The sequence below is a fragment of the Arthrobacter sp. UC242_113 genome (genome assembly GCF_044054585.1).
Lineage (GTDB): Bacteria > Actinomycetota > Actinomycetes > Actinomycetales > Micrococcaceae > Arthrobacter.
Genome location: NZ_CP171968.1, coordinates 2828009 through 2843346, shown reverse-complemented (window position 1 = coordinate 2843346; position 15338 = coordinate 2828009). Strand labels below are relative to the sequence as shown.

The 15338-nt window shown below is 65.4% G+C and carries 16 protein-coding genes and 1 pseudogene; 5 read left to right on the top strand and 12 right to left on the bottom strand.

The window, feature by feature from the left end; translation table 11 throughout:
* Positions 1 to 442: 442 nt before the first annotated feature.
* The 3 genes from ACHMXB_RS12940 to ACHMXB_RS12930 form a co-directional block, all read right to left on the bottom strand.
* Positions 443 to 859 (bottom strand): hypothetical protein, encoded by a 417-nt coding sequence (locus ACHMXB_RS12940; protein WP_395398829.1) that lies wholly within the window; start codon positions 857 to 859, stop codon positions 443 to 445.
* A gap of 165 nt (positions 860 to 1024) precedes the next feature.
* The gene (gene ctaD, locus ACHMXB_RS12935) at positions 1025 to 2776 is read right to left on the bottom strand and encodes a cytochrome c oxidase subunit I (protein WP_395405270.1); all 1752 of its coding nucleotides are present in this window, start codon (positions 2774 to 2776) and stop codon (positions 1025 to 1027) included.
* A 130-nt stretch (positions 2777 to 2906) separates the two neighbouring features.
* Positions 2907 to 3371 carry a DUF4383 domain-containing protein gene (locus ACHMXB_RS12930; protein WP_395398827.1) on the bottom strand — a complete coding sequence of 155 codons (465 nt, stop codon included), beginning with the start codon at positions 3369 to 3371 and terminating at the stop codon, positions 2907 to 2909.
* A 621-nt stretch (positions 3372 to 3992) separates the two neighbouring features.
* Between ACHMXB_RS12930 and ACHMXB_RS12925 the strand changes: the two genes are divergently transcribed.
* Positions 3993 to 4874, top strand: a complete 882-nt coding sequence (locus ACHMXB_RS12925) for an FRG domain-containing protein (protein WP_395398825.1) — start codon at positions 3993 to 3995, stop codon at positions 4872 to 4874.
* Here the strand turns inward: ACHMXB_RS12925 and ACHMXB_RS12920 are convergent.
* Positions 4861 to 5277 carry a CBS domain-containing protein gene (locus tag ACHMXB_RS12920; RefSeq protein ID WP_214852658.1) on the bottom strand — a complete coding sequence of 139 codons (417 nt, stop codon included), beginning with the start codon at positions 5275 to 5277 and terminating at the stop codon, positions 4861 to 4863. The two genes, ACHMXB_RS12925 and ACHMXB_RS12920, sit on opposite strands and share 14 nt — an antisense overlap.
* A gap of 108 nt (positions 5278 to 5385) precedes the next feature.
* Positions 5386 to 5808, bottom strand: coding sequence for a hypothetical protein (locus tag ACHMXB_RS12915; protein WP_395398823.1), 423 nt, complete (start codon positions 5806 to 5808; stop codon positions 5386 to 5388).
* Between the two features lie 554 nt (positions 5809 to 6362).
* Between ACHMXB_RS12915 and ACHMXB_RS12910 the strand changes: the two genes are divergently transcribed.
* Positions 6363 to 7781: an ABC transporter substrate-binding protein gene (locus ACHMXB_RS12910; RefSeq protein WP_395398821.1), complete on the top strand. Its 1419-nt coding sequence runs from the start codon at positions 6363 to 6365 to the stop codon at positions 7779 to 7781.
* A 27-nt stretch (positions 7782 to 7808) separates the two neighbouring features.
* On the opposite strand, the gene ACHMXB_RS12905 is transcribed toward ACHMXB_RS12910, so the two are convergent.
* The 5 genes and pseudogenes from ACHMXB_RS12905 to ACHMXB_RS12885 all read right to left on the bottom strand — a co-directional run bounded on the left by ACHMXB_RS12905 (position 7809) and on the right by ACHMXB_RS12885 (position 11799).
* The gene (locus ACHMXB_RS12905; RefSeq protein WP_395398819.1) at positions 7809 to 8804 is read right to left on the bottom strand and encodes an NAD(P)H-hydrate dehydratase; all 996 of its coding nucleotides are present in this window, start codon (positions 8802 to 8804) and stop codon (positions 7809 to 7811) included.
* Positions 8788 to 9520 (bottom strand): annotated as a pseudogene (locus ACHMXB_RS12900) (histidine phosphatase family protein). The gene ACHMXB_RS12905 and the pseudogene ACHMXB_RS12900 overlap by 17 nt, the downstream one beginning before the upstream one ends.
* A 301-nt stretch (positions 9521 to 9821) precedes the next feature.
* Entirely contained in the window at positions 9822 to 9986 is a 165-nt protein-coding gene (locus tag ACHMXB_RS12895; RefSeq protein WP_395398817.1) for a hypothetical protein, read from the bottom strand.
* 25 nt (positions 9987 to 10011) lie between these two features.
* The gene (locus ACHMXB_RS12890) at positions 10012 to 11121 is read right to left on the bottom strand and encodes an LCP family protein (RefSeq protein ID WP_395398815.1); all 1110 of its coding nucleotides are present in this window, start codon (positions 11119 to 11121) and stop codon (positions 10012 to 10014) included.
* Positions 11122 to 11175: 54 nt separating this feature from the next.
* Positions 11176 to 11799: a low molecular weight phosphatase family protein gene (locus ACHMXB_RS12885; RefSeq protein WP_395398813.1), complete on the bottom strand. Its 624-nt coding sequence runs from the start codon at positions 11797 to 11799 to the stop codon at positions 11176 to 11178.
* A 212-nt stretch (positions 11800 to 12011) separates the two neighbouring features.
* Between ACHMXB_RS12885 and ACHMXB_RS12880 the strand changes: the two genes are divergently transcribed.
* Positions 12012 to 13148 (top strand): alkaline phosphatase family protein, encoded by a 1137-nt coding sequence (locus ACHMXB_RS12880; protein ID WP_395398811.1) that lies wholly within the window; start codon positions 12012 to 12014, stop codon positions 13146 to 13148.
* Here ACHMXB_RS12880 and ACHMXB_RS12875 read toward each other — a convergent pair.
* The gene (locus ACHMXB_RS12875; RefSeq protein ID WP_395398809.1) at positions 13085 to 13558 is read right to left on the bottom strand and encodes a hypothetical protein; all 474 of its coding nucleotides are present in this window, start codon (positions 13556 to 13558) and stop codon (positions 13085 to 13087) included. The genes ACHMXB_RS12880 and ACHMXB_RS12875 overlap by 64 nt on opposite strands.
* A 106-nt stretch (positions 13559 to 13664) precedes the next feature.
* Between ACHMXB_RS12875 and ACHMXB_RS12870 the strand changes: the two genes are divergently transcribed.
* Together ACHMXB_RS12870 and ACHMXB_RS12865 are read left to right on the top strand one after the other, a co-directional pair.
* Complete coding sequence (locus ACHMXB_RS12870; RefSeq protein WP_395398807.1) at positions 13665 to 14216, top strand: universal stress protein; 552 nt, start codon at positions 13665 to 13667, stop codon at positions 14214 to 14216.
* Between the two features lie 75 nt (positions 14217 to 14291).
* Positions 14292 to 14579, top strand: a complete 288-nt coding sequence (locus tag ACHMXB_RS12865; RefSeq protein WP_395398805.1) for a DUF6221 family protein — start codon at positions 14292 to 14294, stop codon at positions 14577 to 14579.
* Positions 14580 to 14586: 7 nt separating this feature from the next.
* Here the strand turns inward: ACHMXB_RS12865 and ACHMXB_RS12860 are convergent, their stop codons facing one another.
* The gene (locus tag ACHMXB_RS12860) at positions 14587 to 15261 is read right to left on the bottom strand and encodes a DUF6766 family protein (RefSeq protein ID WP_395398803.1); all 675 of its coding nucleotides are present in this window, start codon (positions 15259 to 15261) and stop codon (positions 14587 to 14589) included.
* Positions 15262 to 15338: the final 77 nt, after the last annotated feature.

Here is a 15338-nt window from a genome sequence, read left to right as displayed (position 1 = left end):
GCTCCGGCGCCGGGCGTATCCTGAACTCGCGTCAGCAATAAGGAACCCACACGAGCCTTTGAGGGGGAAGCATGACCATCCCGCCAGTGCACGAACCAGAGCCGTTCCCGCCGGAGCCCGGACCCGATCCAATGCGGCCGGACCCGTCCCGTCCCACGCCGCCGAACCCCATTCCCACGCCCGAGCCGCCCGGCCCGCTTCCGGTGCCGGACCCGGGGCCCGAGCCACTGCGCCCTGACCCGACCCGCAGTTAGCTGAGGCCGCGCAAACAACCTGGGGACGCGCAAATGGTCCGGCGAGACGGGAATCCCCGTCTCGCCGGACCATTTGCGTGTCTCCGGACCAAGGGCGCGTCGAACGGCCACTCGGAACGGCAGGAGAAAGGTCCCATTTCCGCAACATTCGGGATTTTCCTGTTACCTGAGTCACATGCAGGCTAGGGTTAGATCCGGTCGCAGCGTCGCGGCCGCGCATGAGGGGAGAAGTTTTGAACCAGAAGCTCAAGGTACTGGTCCGCGTGGACCTTGACTGCGGTGAGGCTCAGGTCGCCGCCCAGGGACATGTAACCGCCCAAAGCATCCAAGCTCTTTACGTCGTTATGAAGCGCGCCAACCACCTCCGTCAGGGCCTGCAGCTCGTCGTCGATGTCAGCCACGCCCGTGTGGAACCCGTCGCACTTGAACAGCTGCGGGAATGCTCCAAAACCCACCACCTGCCGCGTTCCATCGATCCGCAGCAGTCCGAATGCAATGTTCGCGTCCTGGCCCCGGCCGACGGCGGCATGGGCGCCGGAGCGCGCCGCTTCCCGGTCGCGGCGGCTGCTTGAGCCGGGCCATAGGTTAGCTGACTGCACAGTCACCAGAGCTGAACCCAGTCACTAGAACTGAACGCAGTTAACACAGCTACGTAGGAACACAGTGAGGCCCCGGATTCCCCAAGGAGTCCGGGGCCTCGGTCTGTGCCGGAAAGTGCTTGCGGCAGCGGCCGCTGAATGTCAGGAACCGCCGTGCCAGGAGCCGCCGAATCAGACGTCCGGGTTAGGGTTCCTCATGTCACGCTCGCCGATGTCTGCAGCACCGAGGGCGTCAGCAACAGGGGTGTGCACGGCGTCGTGCTCGCGGACGCGCAGCTCGGGATGGTGCAGGTCCAGGGCGGGTCGTTCGGAGCGGATGCGCGGCAGGGACGTGAAGTTGTGCCGTGGCGGCGGGCAGGACGTGGCCCACTCAAGCGAGGCGCCGAAGCCCCACGGATCGTCCACTTCCACCTTTTCCCGGCTCCTGGCGGTGATAAAGACGTTCCAGAAGAACGGAATCAGCGAGGCGCCCAGCAGGAACGAGCCAATCGTGGAGAACTGGTTCATGGCCATGAAGTTGTCCTGCGGCATGTAGTCGGCGTAGCGGCGGGGCATGCCCTCGACTCCGAGCCAGTGCTGGATCAGGAACGTGGCATGGAAGCCCACGAGCAGCATCCAGAAGTGGATCTTGCCCAGGCGCTCATTGAGCATCTTGCCCGTCCACTTCGGCCACCAGAAGTAGAAGCCGGCGAACATCGCGAACACCACGGTGCCGAACACCACGTAGTGGAAGTGTGCCACCACGAAGTAGGAGTCGGAGACGTGGAAGTCCAGCGGCGGGGAGGCCAGGATGATGCCGGTCAGGCCGCCGAAGAGGAACGTGATGAGGAAGCCGATGCTCCACAGCATAGGGGTCTCGAACGTCAAAGAACCGCCCCAGAGGGTCCCGATCCAGTTGAAGAACTTCACGCCGGTGGGGACCGCGATGAACATGGTCATGAGCGCAAAGAACGGGAGCAGCACAGAGCCGGTGACGTACATGTGGTGCGCCCAGACCGTGGCCGACAGGGCGGCGATGGCGATGGTCGCGTAGACCAGGCCCTTGTATCCGAAGATCGGCTTGCGGCTGAAGACCGGGAAGATCTCGGACACGATGCCGAAGAACGGCAGGGCGATGATGTACACCTCCGGGTGCCCGAAGAACCAGAACAGATGCTGGAACAGGATCGCCCCGCCGTTCTCGGGGTCGTAGATGTGGGCGCCGAAGCGCCGGTCCGCACCGACGGCGAACAGCGCGGCGGCCAGGGGCGGGAAGGCCATGATCACCAGCACCGAGGTGATGAAGGTGTTCCAGGTGAAGATCGGCATGCGCCACATGGTCATGCCGGGGGCACGCATGCAGATGATGGTGGTAATGAAGTTGACCGCGCCGAGGATGGTGCCGAAGCCGGAGAGTGCCAGTCCGAAGACCCACAGGTCACCGCCAATGCCCGGCGTAAACGTGGTGTTGTTGAGGGGCGCGTACACCGTCCATCCGAAGGAGGCGGAACCCTGCGGGGTGATGAACCCAGACACCGCAATGGTGGAGCCGAACAGGAAGAACCAGAAGGCCAGCGCGTTCAGCCGCGGGAACGCGACGTCCGGCGCGCCGATCTGCAGGGGCATGATCACGTTGGTGAAGCCGGCGAACAGCGGTGTGGCAAACATCAGCAGCATCACCGTGCCATGCATGGTGAACATCTGGTTGTACTGCTCCTTCGTCACCAGCACCTGCATGCCGGGTTCGAAGAGTTCGGCGCGGATGAGCAAAGCCATCACACCGCCGAGGCAGAAGAAGACGAAGGACGCGATCAGGTACATGTACCCGATGGTCTTGTGGTCCGTGGAGGTGATCCACTTGACCACCATGTTGCCTTTTCGGCGGGGCACCACCCGAGGAGCCTCAGTGGTGGTGGTGCTGGCTGGTTGCTGATATGCGGTCATCTTCTGCCACTCCCCGGCATCGCGCTTCATTGCCCCGTTTGGTGCGGGGGTGCCGGCAACACCGTGAGCGGTTCACAGAACCGACGGCATCAGGATAGCGCCTGCGGCACCCCCGCAAAAGGTTTACTGATTAATGGCCCGTGGCGGGACCGTGGACCCTACTGGTGTTGCGGGAGAGCAGCAGGGCCAGTCCGATCATGCCGACGCCCAGCAGGAAGTGCAGCCAGTTGTCAGCCGTATTGACCGGAACGAAGTTCGCAGCGGTGTCGTGGCCGATCAGCAGGCCATAAAGCCACAGGACCAGATAGATGACCCCGCCGTACAGCAGGTAGCTCTTTGCCTGTCCCGGCGTCCGGGCCATGAGCAGGCCGGCCACGCCGAACAGCAGGTGGACAATGTTGTGCAGGATGGATACCTGGAAGACGCCCAGAAGCATGGCTTCGGAGGCGGGTCCGGCCATTCCCAGCGACGGGTAGTTCGTGGTGATGCCGGGAATGAAGCCGAGGATGCCGACGAGCAGGAATACTGCTCCGACGGCCTGGGCGGCCCTTTGCAGCCGGGACCTTGCACCGGCCGCGCTGTTCATTGTGGTCATGGCGCCTACTCCTTTATTGGAATTGGTGAAACGGCTACTCTGATTTGCCCTGATAAGGAAGCCCGTTCGTGGCGGCGCTTAGACCACGGTTTTGTTCCCGCGGCGGCGTCGCCAGACAAAGATGATGATGAGGGTGACAATCAGCACCGCCGCGATGACGTACGGGGCGTACTCGAGGCGGTTGGCTTCCGATTCGGCCGGTTCTCCTGTGCCTGGGTTGGCCGGAGGCTCCGACGGGGTTGCGGACGGGGACGACGTTCCGGTGGGCGCCGGCGTTCCGGCTGCTTCGGACGTACCCGTCTGGACGGGACAGCTTGAACTGGCCCGGCCTGGACAGCCGCTGTTGCGGCCCCAGGGGATGGCCCTGCATACGACGGCGCAGCGAGCGAAAGTCCGGCACCGGCAAGCGCAAGTACGGCGGTGAAGGTGGCAAGCACTCTGCGCATAGATTCTCCTGGGTTGTCCGTTGCTGGCATGAATATAGTAAGCATGATTAGTATCTGAAGATAAGTACCCAGCGCAACTTGTGTTGGCCCAGCTCAAAGGGGTTTCTGCGGGAAACGGGCAGGAAGTCCAAGTTGGAGATCTTCAGGAGCTGGTCTTTGCCCTCACCCAGGACCAGTGGCAGCCGTCGGAGGCCAAGTCCGCGTCAACATCGCCTACCGCGGCCTCTCCTCGGAGACCGGCCTCGCCAGGCTGCAGGCTGAAGCCGCAGGAGACCTGGAGCAGCACCTGCTGCGCGATTTCAAGAAGTACGCCCACCGGAATGCCACCCCCGGCGATTCGCTCTGGAACTGGCTGAGCGTTGCGCAACACCACGGACTTCCCACCCGCCTGCTCGACTGGACGTTTTCCCCGTACGTTGCCCTCCACTTCGCCGCCTCGAACCCGCGGGGCTACGGGCGGCCCGGTGTGGTCTGGTGCGTGGACTACGTGGCGGCGCACGAGCTGCTGCCGTCGGGCCTTCGGACCCATGTGGAGCCGCTGGGCCATGGCCTGTTCACCACCGAGATCCTCACCGCTGCCGCTGAGTCGCTGGAAGACTTCGATGAATACAGGTCCGACGACGGCGGCGGCGTCCCGCTGTTCTTTGAACCTCCGTCACTGGATGACCGGATCGTCAAGCAGTCCGCCGTGTTCTCGATCATGACGGACCCGGAGGCTTCGCTGGCGGACTGGCTTGCGGAACATCCGGAGCTGTACCGCAAGGTGGTGTTTCCGGCTGAGTTGAAATGGGCCATCCGGAACCACCTGGACCAAGCAAACGTCACCGAACGTGTGCTGTTTCCCGGCCTCGACGGGCTGTGCCGCTGGCTCGCCCGCTATTACGGCGACCGCCCGAGCAGGTGTACCCTGACGCCCAGATTTCGCCCACCGAACCTGCCGACCCCGAACCTGCCGACCCCGAGCCTGCCGATCCCGATCCTGCCGGCAGCGGCGGTGGGCAGCCCGATTCCGGCGGCGGGCAGCCTGACACCCAGTCCGGCGCTCAGTAGGAGATGAACTCCACCAGTTCGCCCACCCGGTCCTCCGGGTAGTTCCTCGCAATATCGGCCTGGCTGAGCATTCCGACCAGGTCGTGGCCGTCGATGACCGGCAGCCTGCGCACCTGGTGCTGCTGCATGGTCCTGATTGCTTCCTCCACAGTGTCGTCGGCGCCGATGGTCACGGGCTTGCCTTCGGCGAGATCGCCCGCCTTGGTGCTCTTGGGGTCGCCGCCTTCGGCCAGGCATCGGACCACGATGTCCCGGTCGGTGAGCATGCCCTTGAGCCGGTTGTCTTCGCCGCAGATCGGGAGGGAACCAACGTCGAGGTCCTTCATCTTCCTGGCCGCCTGCTCCAGGGTTTCGTTGGCGCCGATGCACTCTGCCCCGCCGGTCATGATGTCGCGTGCCAGGATGGACATTGCCGTTCTCCTCACCTTCGTAGCCCGTACGACGGCGGGCTGCCGCCGCTCCCTGCCAACCTGCCCGCGGTCAGTGCGGGGTCCTTGTTCAGTGCGGGGTCCCTGTTCTCAGTCCGGCACTTCCATCTGGAACCCGCAGACGCAGTGCAGCAGCCGGGTGGGTAGATGCACGTCGTGGATGGTCCGGTGCCGGCCCAGCTCCGAGCCGAAAATGCTGCTGGTTCCCGAACTGACCGACGTCATCGGCGCGCCGCAGTGGAAGTATTCGCCGCCGAATTGCAGCACCCCCATTACCTGGCCGTGCCGGTTCAGCACACCTGCGACGTCGTGGACGCCGGCCGGGTGGGCATAGAAGTGGTCGCATTCAACGCAGGTGTAGGACACGTCCACTAAGCCGTCCTGAGGGGGATGAAGGGCCTCGATCGACTCGACGATCAGGTGCTCATCCGTCTCGCACTCCGAACACCACAAGGGGTCGCCGGAGGGACGCTGCGCTTCGCCGGGCAGTTGGGCGTTGGAGATAGTCGTCATTGACGTGCTCCTGTTAAGGGGGCATCGGTGCCCTGCTGCTTGAGCTCGATCCCACGCTTAAAATACTCCCGCCCTGCCGGGCCGAGCAATAGCACCCCCAGCATGCGGAGACGCCGTGGAACAGCCGGCCGGCCGCCGTCGTACGCCTTGAAAATCCTGCCCCGGCGGCGGGATATCCGCAAGGAAAAAAGCCCCGCCGAACCCTTGTGGCGTAAAGGGCGGGGTGCTATAAAACATCTACGGCCAGCCGATGCGGCTGGCGGGGAACGGGAGGACCCGGGGCTTCAAATCGGCTGCCAGAAGGGCGGTTAGCCCGGGAGCACGCCACCGCGCCAAACAGCGCACGGCAGCAGCATCCGGATCCTCTCGCGGACGGTCTCCGGCTCAACGAGCGGGGGCCGTCCCTTTGTGCACCCTGAGCGCCGCGGAAGCCCCGCCCTACTGACAGCGGGGGAGCAATTGGATACGCTTTAAACACAGGTCTCCCAGTTGTGCGCGGGGTTTCGTCGCCCGGCGTGCATTCATACTGCGGCACCGTTTGGCAGGAGCGCCAGGTGAATAGGACCAGAGGCCACGTCAGGGCGGGCGTTCTAGCGGCGGTGTCCTTGGCGGCGGCCTTCTTGGTGTCCTGCACGTCCGGCAACGGTCAACCACCCGCACCAAGCGCCGACGCCGACCACCACAACATCACGGTCTGGACCACCGAGACGCTTCCGGACCGCATGGCCAAGCTTCGGGTTGTCATCGAGGATTTCACCGCGGCCACAGGCATCAAGGCTGACCTTGTGGGTGTGCCCCCGCACCGCTTCAACCAGGTCCTGACGTCCTCGGCCGCCTCGGGTGACCTTCCCGACGTGATGGCTTCCCTGTCGCTGGGACAGGTCCGGACCATGGCGGCGTCCCGCCACATCAACTACAAAACAAACGCGGACATAGTGCAAAACCTCGGGGAACAAACGTGGACCGCCCGCGCACTCGAACTGACGCGCGAGAACGGCCATCAGTTGGCCATTCCCGGCTCCGCCTGGCAGCAGCTGATCTACTACCGCAAGGACCTCTTCGCCCAGGCTGGATTGAAGGCCCCCCGGACGTACGCGGACATCATGGCCGCGGCCAGGAAACTGGATTCCCCGGCGCTCGCAGGAATTGTCGCGGCCAACAAGACCGGGCAGGCGTTCACGCAGCAGTCCTTTGAGAACGTCGCGCAGGGAAACGGCTGCGAGATGGTGGATGCTGCTGGCCGCGTCACGTTCGACAGCCCGCAGTGCGTGGCCGCGCTCGCCTTCTACCGCGACCTGCTCAGAAACTACTCGGCGCCGGGCACCCAGGATGTTGATACGGTGCGGACCGCATACTTCGCGGGCAAGGCCGCCATGGCCATCTGGCCCACGAACATGCTGGATGAGCTGGCCGGCACCCGCGTCGACGCCCGGCCCAGCTGCCCCGAGTGCACCAAGGACCCACTGTTCCTGGCGCGGAACACCGGGGTAGTTACCGGTCTCCGGGGGCCCGACGGACAGCGGCCGGCCCACTTCGGTGAAGTGATCTCGTGGACCGTGACGGCTGATTCGGACACCGAACCTGCCCGCCGGTTCGTGGAGTACTTCCTGACCGACGGCTATGCCGACTGGCTGGCAATCGCACCGGAGGAACGGGTTCCCGTGCGCTCAGGCAGCGCTGCAAATCCGGCCGAGTACGCGGAGGCCTGGATGTCCATTCCCGTGGCAACGGGAAGGACTGAGCGGTTCGGCAGCGTCTACGGAAAGGACGTCCTCTCCACCGTGCTGCAGGGCTCCGAGGACCTGGAGCACTGGGGGATTGTCCAGGGCCATGGCGATCTTGCGGCTGCTGCTCTGAACCAACTGCCCATAGCCAATGCCGTCAGCGACGTTGCAGCGGGCCGGGCAGAGCCGCAGGCCGCAGCCACCAAGGCCGCTGCGTCCCTCCGGTCCATCCTGAAATCGATGAAGTGAGCCGCCGGTCTCAGCGGCCCAGGCAGCCTAGGTGGCCAGCTCCATCATGAGCGGGGGCAGTTCGCCAGCCAGTTCCCGGGCCAGATAGCCCAGGCTGCCCACCCGGCTGGCGAGCCGGTCGCCTGCCGCGGCGTGAAGGTGCGTGCCCCAACAGGCGGCCTGGGCGTCGCTGGTGCCCCGCGCGCGGAGCCCGGCAATCGCACCCGCCAGAATGTCGCCGCTGCCGGAAGTCCCTAGCCCGCCGTATCCGGTGGTGATTTCCCAGTGGTCTCCGGTGTCCGGGGAATCGACGCCCGGGGAGACGTCTACCGGTGCGCCGCCGTCGGGGTTCCCCACACCGGGAGGCCCGGCGATGACGCCCTGGCAGCTCACCACCGCCCGGTACTTCCGGGCGAGCTCGACGACGTCGGCCGCCAAGTCCCCGGTATCCCGGCCCAGCAGGATCGCGCCCTCGGTGGGGTTCGGCGTGAGGATCAGCCGCCCCGCCCAGGGGCTCAGTTCGTCAAGCAGCCGGGGGAGGGCACCCAGGGCGTAGGCGTCGAGCACAACCGTCGGAGCATCACCCGGATCCCGGGAGGACTCATGCCGCAGCAGCCTACGGAGGAGCGCCTCGGTCTGCTCGATGTCGTCCAGCCCCGGGCCGATCAGCACGGCATCGGCAGCATCGAAGTCCTCGAGCAGGTTTTCCAGCCCCGCATCACCCACGGAACCGCCTGCGGATTGGGGCAGTCCGATTACCCCTGCCTCCGGCAGCGTCACCGCCAGCTGAACGGCCACTGACTCCGCTACGGCCAGGGTCACCCGGCCGGCTCCGGCGCGAAGTGCGGCGGTGCCGGCGAGCAATGCGGCACCCGGGGTGCGCCGGCCGCCGCCGATGACCAGCACCGCGCCGCGGGAGTATTTGTCGGAACCCGCCGAGGGCAGCGGCCAGCTCCGCAGCAGCGTCGGCGTGATCAGGGTGGCGGCCGTGCCGGCGGCACTGTCGGCGGCAGACACTCTGGCAGGCTCAGCGCGGGTGGACATTGGCGTCCCCGGAGTGTTCGGTCACTTCAACGCCCTGCTCCATAAGGTGGTCGGCCACGTTGAAACTGTCCAGCGTCCACGGGCCCACACCGTCCGGCCGCACATAGCGGGTCAGCGAGGCGTTCAGGACCGGGGTGCTGGCGGCCACGTCCAGCAGCTCCCGTTCGGACATGCCTTCGAGGATGTAGCGGAACAGCATGACGACGGCGTCGTGGCAGACCAGCATCACCCGGTGGCCGCTGCCCAGCGCGTTCAGTTCCCCGATCACGGAGCGCAGCCGCAGTGCCACGTCCGCCCAGGATTCCCCGCCCGGCGGGCGGTAGATAGAACTTGCCCAGCCACCGCCGTCGTTCTGCTTCCTGGGGAAGCCGGGTTTCCACGCCAAAGGCGGTAAGCATGTCAAGGATGCCCAGTTCGCGGTCGCGAAGGCGCTCGTCCGAGCGGACGGGGACGGGCCAGCCCGCCGTCTCCACGGCGATCTCCGCCGTCTGGTAGGCGCGCATGTACGGGGAGGAAATGACGACGTCGGGCCGCCGGTCCTCGGGAACCTCCGCCAATGCGCGGCCCAGTGCCGCCACCTGCTCCCGTCCTGTGGAGGAGAGCTCGACGTCGGCATCACGGGCCGGGACCGCGATCACCTCGGCGCCGGAAACCGTTGCGTCGGTGGCGGCCACGTTGCCCTGGCTCTCGCCGTGTCGGATCAGGATGAGTTCCACGGCACCGGCGGTCCAGGCACCGGGTACCGGGGCATCCTTGTGCGTTCCGTCAGCGGAGGTTCCATTCTGTCCCACGATTGCACTCCCGTTCAGCCTAGGCCCTGCGAATTTTCCACGTTACTAGTGCCGTACCCGGAATGTCAGCAGAGTAACCACCGGCCGCATAACGCGCCGCACGCTTCCTCACTCGGCTAGTGAGGAAGGGTGTGGCCGAAACGTGCAGGAGGTGAGGAAGCGCTGGCCCGAAACGTGCAGGACGTGAGGAAGGGTTGGCCAAAAACCTGCAGGACGTGAGGAAGGGTCAGGGGATGCGTTGGCCGCCCGAGCGGTTGAGGAAGAACACCAGCACGGCTGCCAGCAGGAGGACCGGCGCCACCCACAGCAGGAAGGCCACCGCCTTGATGACGGCCCCCACGATGAAAAACGCCACCGCTACGGCAACGATGATCCATAAAAGTTTTCTCATCGAACTCCCCTTCTCTGCGAGCGTCTCACTTCCCCAGCGTGGCGGCGTACTGCGCCACCCGGTCCTGCCCCAGGGCGGCGCCCACAGCGGCGGCGGCCCCATAGTCCGGCACGATGATTGACTGTCCATCGGTGCTTGTTCCAAAGCCCGCGGTCGGAAGCGTGAAGAACACCGCGTCCTGCATCCGGACATTCCGCAAGCTGTACACGAGGCTGGCCATGGCGGTGGCGTTGAGGCCCTTGTCCACAGTGATGTACTTCGACGCCGTATCGACCAGCTTGTACAGCGTCACCGGGTTGGTCAGCGTGCGGGCGGAGAGCAGCTTGGCCAGGGTGGAGCGCAGGAACAGCTGCTGGTTGGCGACCCGGTGGAAGTCGCCGTCGGCAAACGCGTAGCGCTCGCGGACGAACTCGAGGGCACGCTGGCCCTGGAGCTTGATCACGCCGGCGGGGAAGTGCTGGTGAGTGTCGAAGCTGGCCGTGAACTCCACCGGATTGTTCACATCCACGCCGCCGAGCGCATCGGTGATGCCCCTGAAGCCTTCAAAATCGATCATGACGGCGTGCTGGATCTTCTGCCCGAACAGCGACTCCACTGTTTTCACGGCGAGCGGCATACCGCCCTGCTCCAGCGAGGCATTGATCTTGGCTTCGCCGTATCCAGGGATCGGAACCCACAGGTCGCGCATGAGCGAAATGCCGTAGGCGTGTCGGCCGTCGGCCGCGAGGTGCACGAGAATCATGACGTCCGAACGCTGGTTCGGCAGGCCATTGGGCGTGGGGGCGTCGCCTTTACGGTGATCGCTGCCGATGAGCAGGATATTCATGGGCAGCGTGGGCGGGGGTGGTGGCTTCACCGGTTTTGGCGCCGGTTTCACCGGTTTGGCCGCCGGTTTGCTGGGCGAGGCAGCGGCTGTCTGCGGCGGGCTTTCAGGTGCCGCGCTGATCTCTGTCTTGGCGGTCTGGGTATTCCAGATCTGCGCCACATTGAAGAGGAAGCCGCCGGCCACCAAGGCAATCCCGAGCAGCCCTGCCAAAACTACGTTGCGTATGGTCCGCTTGGGTTTGGCGCCGCCATTGGCGCCTGGAGCGGGGTCGCCGTTGCCCCCTGCTCCCGGACTGTTCCGGGATTTCATGATCGGACGGTACCACCAAAAGTCGCTCGTGAGAACGACGGCGGCCGGCCGGGTTTAGGAGGGCGCGTTCAGCCGGGCGAAACGCAGGATGGAGATGATCGCCGGGGCCAGTTCGTCTTCCATCTGCCGGTAGTACTCGTCGCTACGGCGGTAGGGGTCGACGACGTCGTTGTCTGCGGCGTCCGGGGCCAGCGCGAGGTGCCGCACGGATGCTGCCTTGGCGGGAAGCTTGCGCCACAGCTTGGTGTTGGCCGCGAGCCGTTCACCATTAAGGCCGCCGTTCCGGTGTGCTGGGTCCTCACGCTCCTCCAGGACATCGAGCATCCTGGCGAACTCGCGGATAGTGAAGGTGCGCTTCAGCAGCGAGGCATCCAGCTGCAGCACCTCGCCCCGGTGCCCCGACGTCATGGTGAGGACCAGGTCAACGTTCCGAAGAATCTTGCCCGACAGCTGGCGTGCCGCGAAGCCCTCCGCCGTGCCGCCGAAGGTATGGATGATGTCCGCGGAGAGCGGCTGGACAGGCTCGCCCACCAGGGCACGGGTTCCGGCGCTGCGCACCTCGAAGCCGCCGGGGAGCACCTGGTCAAGGCCGGCCTGGAGCAGGCGTTCCGCCACGGGTGAGCGGCAGATGTTGCCCGTGCAGACGGTCAGGATTCGGACTGGTGAAGGCGATTCCACGTGTTGGCTCTCTCAGGCTGGCGCGCAGGACAGGTCTGTCCCACCAATTCAACTTAACACGTGAGCCAACCCGCCTTCCGGAGGACCATGGTGCGCCCTCCCAAACAACTCCCAGCTTTCTTTCATACTGCTGCCGGGACAGCGGTGCCAGCATGGAGCTTGCACCTAAAACCTGGACCGCGTACCACCGCTGCTGCAGAAGGCAGGATTCAATGCGAGCTGCCCTGATTAACAGGTGGCGCCTTACGGGGCGCGGCCGCCACGGGCGGCTCCTCCCCGGGTGGCGCCGGCACAGCCCGGCTGGGCGGAGGCTCCTCCCGGGTGCCCTGCTGGCGGTGGCCGCCCTCACGGGCCTTGCTGCCTGCGGTACCGGTCCCTCGCCGTCGCCGACAGCGGCAAGGCCGGGGCACGTGTTCGTGATCAACCTGGAAAACAAGTCCTTCCGGAATGTCTGGAACGGCCAGTCAGACGCAAAGTACTTGTCCCAGACCCTGCGCCCGCAGGGCGTGCTGCTGAACCGGTACTACGCCATCGGGCATGCCTCCCTGCCCAACTACATCGCCCAGATTTCAGGACAGCGCCCAAACGCCGTCACCAAGGGCGACTGCCCGGTCTATGAGCCGTTTGACTCGAGCGGCACGGGATCACTGGGCCAGGCGAAAGGCCGGGGCTGCGTGTACCCCGAGTCCGTGCAGACCGTTGCCGGCCAATTGAGCGCGGCAGGGAAAACCTGGAAGGGGTACATGGAGGATATGGGCACCCCGTGCCTCCATCCGGAGCCGGGGGCCCGGGATTCGAACCGTGCCGCGCAGGAGGGCAGCCAGTACGCCACCCGGCACAATCCGTTCGTGTACTTTGCCGGGATCACGTCGTCGCCCGAGTGCCAGGCCAACGACGTCGACTTCGCAAACCTCGCCGCCGATCTCCGAACCGTGGCCACCACACCGAACCTGTCCTTCATCAGCCCCAACCTGTGCAATGACGGGCACGACAACCCGTGCGTTGACGGGCGGGAAGGCGGTCTGGTGTCGGCGGACGCGTGGCTGCGCGAGCATGTTCCGGAGATCCTGGCCTCGCCGGCGTACAAGCAGGACGGGATGCTGGTCATCACCTTCGACGAGGCGGAGGGGAAGGAACGCGCAAATGCTGCGGTGCCCGGGGGAGCGGCGGGCGGACGGATCGGGGCGCTGGTGCTGTCACCGCTGGCCAGGGCAGGCACCACCTCGGACCGGTTGTACAACCACTACAGCCTGCTGGCCAGCATCGAGGACACCTTCGGACTGCCCTATCTGGGGTACGCCGCGGCCCCCGGGCTGAACCGCTTCGGGTCCGATGTCTTCAGCCGCTGAACAAGCAGTCCTGTCAGCAGCGCAGCCGCCACGTGTGCGTACAGCAGCACGTGCAGGGGCTGGGTCGGTACGCCGGCCAGCAGCAGGCCGGGGCCCGTGAACTGCACTGCGGCTGCATGTCCGTGGCCGGCCGGAGTGGTGGTGGCCAATGGATTGGAAAATAATGCGAATGCCCAGTGAATGACCTGCTGTCCCACCCCGGCCAACACCAGCAAGGCCCAATTCGGAACGCCGATGCGGGTGACCACTGTGCCGGCCAGGCTCAGCAGCGCGGCGGTGGCGACGACGATCGGCAACGCAGGCACGGGATGGCCGGACAGAGCATGGATGACCAGGCCCAGGACAACACTGACGGACCCGAAGAGCCAGCCGGCAACAGCAAACTGCGTGCGACTTCCATGTTCCGCCATGCGCCCATCCTCCACCTGCCTGCCCGCCGGTGCCAGTGCGTCCTAGTAGGCTGGCAATGAGAGCTACCCCGATCTGCCGTGAGGACAGTGTGGAATGGCATCACTCATGAATGAGCCAGCAAGGAAGGCCGGTTCCCCGGGCGGGGAGGACGAATTCGTCCCCCAGCGGATTGCCGGCCCGGTAGTGGCCGGCGTCGTGCCCGGCCAGCCGTCCGCCGTCGTGCAAAGCGCCGCCCGGTTGGCGTACTCCCTGAATGTCAAGCTCATCTGTGCCTATGTGGACATTACTTCCTACCTCAGCAACGAGCGGGACGACCAGGACCTGCTGCAAACCGCGGGGCAGGAGGGAACGGTTGACGACGCCGAGCAAACCAGCGCCCATCTGAGGGAGCACCTGCAGGCGGTCCTCGGTAAGGCCGGAATCCGCTGGTCGCTCCTGACCCTTGTCGGGGAACCCGCGCGGGCGCTGGCGCGGCTGGCCGATTCGGCGGATGCCTCGGTCATTGTGGTGGGCACGCGCGAAGGCAGGGTTGGGGCACGGCTGGAGCAGCTGCTGCTCGGCTCGGTGGCGGTCCACCTCACGCACCGGCAGACCCGGCCGGTGGTGGTTGTTCCGCTCGCCCCGCAGAGACGGCACCGCCCGAAGGAGGACGCCTGACGCTGTTCCGACCCGGCTGACGGTCCAAACACATACACACCATCACCCAGACAAGCTGAATGCGAGGGACTTCATATGGCCGACCTGATCGATTTTCTGGAAGCTCGGATCGCCGAGGACGAAGCGGATGCCCGGCGCGGACTGGAGATGGAGGGATCGGCGGGACCCGTCGTCGGCTGGTTCAATCCCGGGCGCGTGCTTTCGGAATGCGCTGCCAAACGGACCATCCTCGGCAACGTCCCGCTGGTCACCGATGTCCCCACCGCCATCGGCGCCACCAGCGAATACGTTCTGATGTCCCTCGCCGCCGTCTACAAGGACCATCCTGATTACCAGGAAGGCTGGGCGGTCGACGGGCTGTGAGGCGGCGCTAGCCGGTGGTGCCTGTGTCGTCGTGCGCCGAGCCCACAGGCTTGGACTCCGGTGAGCCGCGCTGGCGGAGGTAGATCGACAAAACAACCATGGAACCGACCGCGAGGAACTCGGACTGCCAGTTCTGCAGGGTCCGGTTCCAGAACTCCGGCGATGCGATGTACTCGCCCCAGCTGACCGGCTGCTGGAAGTTCTGGATCTGTTCCTGGTTGTAATTGCTGTTGCCGGCAATCGACTGGACCAGCCAGGACAGGATGAAAATCAGCCCCATAGTGAGTCCCAGAGAGTTGGAGTACAGGGTCCGGCGCCAGCCGGAGACGCGGGCCCACTTCGGGGACTTGGCGTTGCTGTACTCGCCCACGAGCTGGTCCTTGTCCGACTCCGGCCCGGGCTCGTTCAGTTCCTTGGACTCCGGAGACCCCTTCTGCACCAGCCAGATGGTCGCGAAAATGTAGAGCAGAAACTGCAGGTACTCGGACTGCCAGTTTTCCGAGACATCCACGGCGAAGTTCGATGACACCAGGTACTGCCCGAAGCTGATTTCCTCCAGCCCGGAGGCCACCTGCTCCTCATTGAAGAGGGCGTGGCCGGTGAGCGCCTGGCCCAGCAGGGCCAGAAGGAAGATGAGCCCGAAGAAGAGGCTGAGGCCGTTGTTTCTAAGTGCTTTTTTCACGGTCCGTCTATCCCCGAACCAGTCCGATGGCCGCCATATAGGCCAGTCCGCCGAAGATCAGGATGAGATACAGGGCA

Bases quoted from the DNA above. Each gene is read 5' to 3' on its own strand.
- ctaD (WP_395405270.1), bottom strand. From the start codon at position 2,776: ATGACCGCATATCAGCAACCAGCCAGCACCACCACCACTGAGGCTCCT.
- ACHMXB_RS12930 (WP_395398827.1), bottom strand. From the start codon at position 3,371: ATGACCACAATGAACAGCGCGGCCGGTGCAAGGTCCCGGCTGCAAAGG.
- ACHMXB_RS12920 (WP_214852658.1), bottom strand. From the start codon at position 5,277: ATGTCCATCCTGGCACGCGACATCATGACCGGCGGGGCAGAGTGCATC.
- ACHMXB_RS12915 (WP_395398823.1), bottom strand. From the start codon at position 5,808: ATGACGACTATCTCCAACGCCCAACTGCCCGGCGAAGCGCAGCGTCCC.
- ACHMXB_RS12905 (WP_395398819.1), bottom strand. From the start codon at position 8,804: ATGTCCACCCGCGCTGAGCCTGCCAGAGTGTCTGCCGCCGACAGTGCC.
- ACHMXB_RS12895 (WP_395398817.1), bottom strand. From the start codon at position 9,986: ATGAGAAAACTTTTATGGATCATCGTTGCCGTAGCGGTGGCGTTTTTC.
- ACHMXB_RS12890 (WP_395398815.1), bottom strand. From the start codon at position 11,121: ATGAAATCCCGGAACAGTCCGGGAGCAGGGGGCAACGGCGACCCCGCT.
- ACHMXB_RS12880 (WP_395398811.1), top strand. From the start codon at position 12,012: ATGCGAGCTGCCCTGATTAACAGGTGGCGCCTTACGGGGCGCGGCCGC.
- ACHMXB_RS12875 (WP_395398809.1), bottom strand. From the start codon at position 13,558: ATGGCGGAACATGGAAGTCGCACGCAGTTTGCTGTTGCCGGCTGGCTC.
- ACHMXB_RS12870 (WP_395398807.1), top strand. From the start codon at position 13,665: ATGAATGAGCCAGCAAGGAAGGCCGGTTCCCCGGGCGGGGAGGACGAA.
- ACHMXB_RS12865 (WP_395398805.1), top strand. From the start codon at position 14,292: ATGGCCGACCTGATCGATTTTCTGGAAGCTCGGATCGCCGAGGACGAA.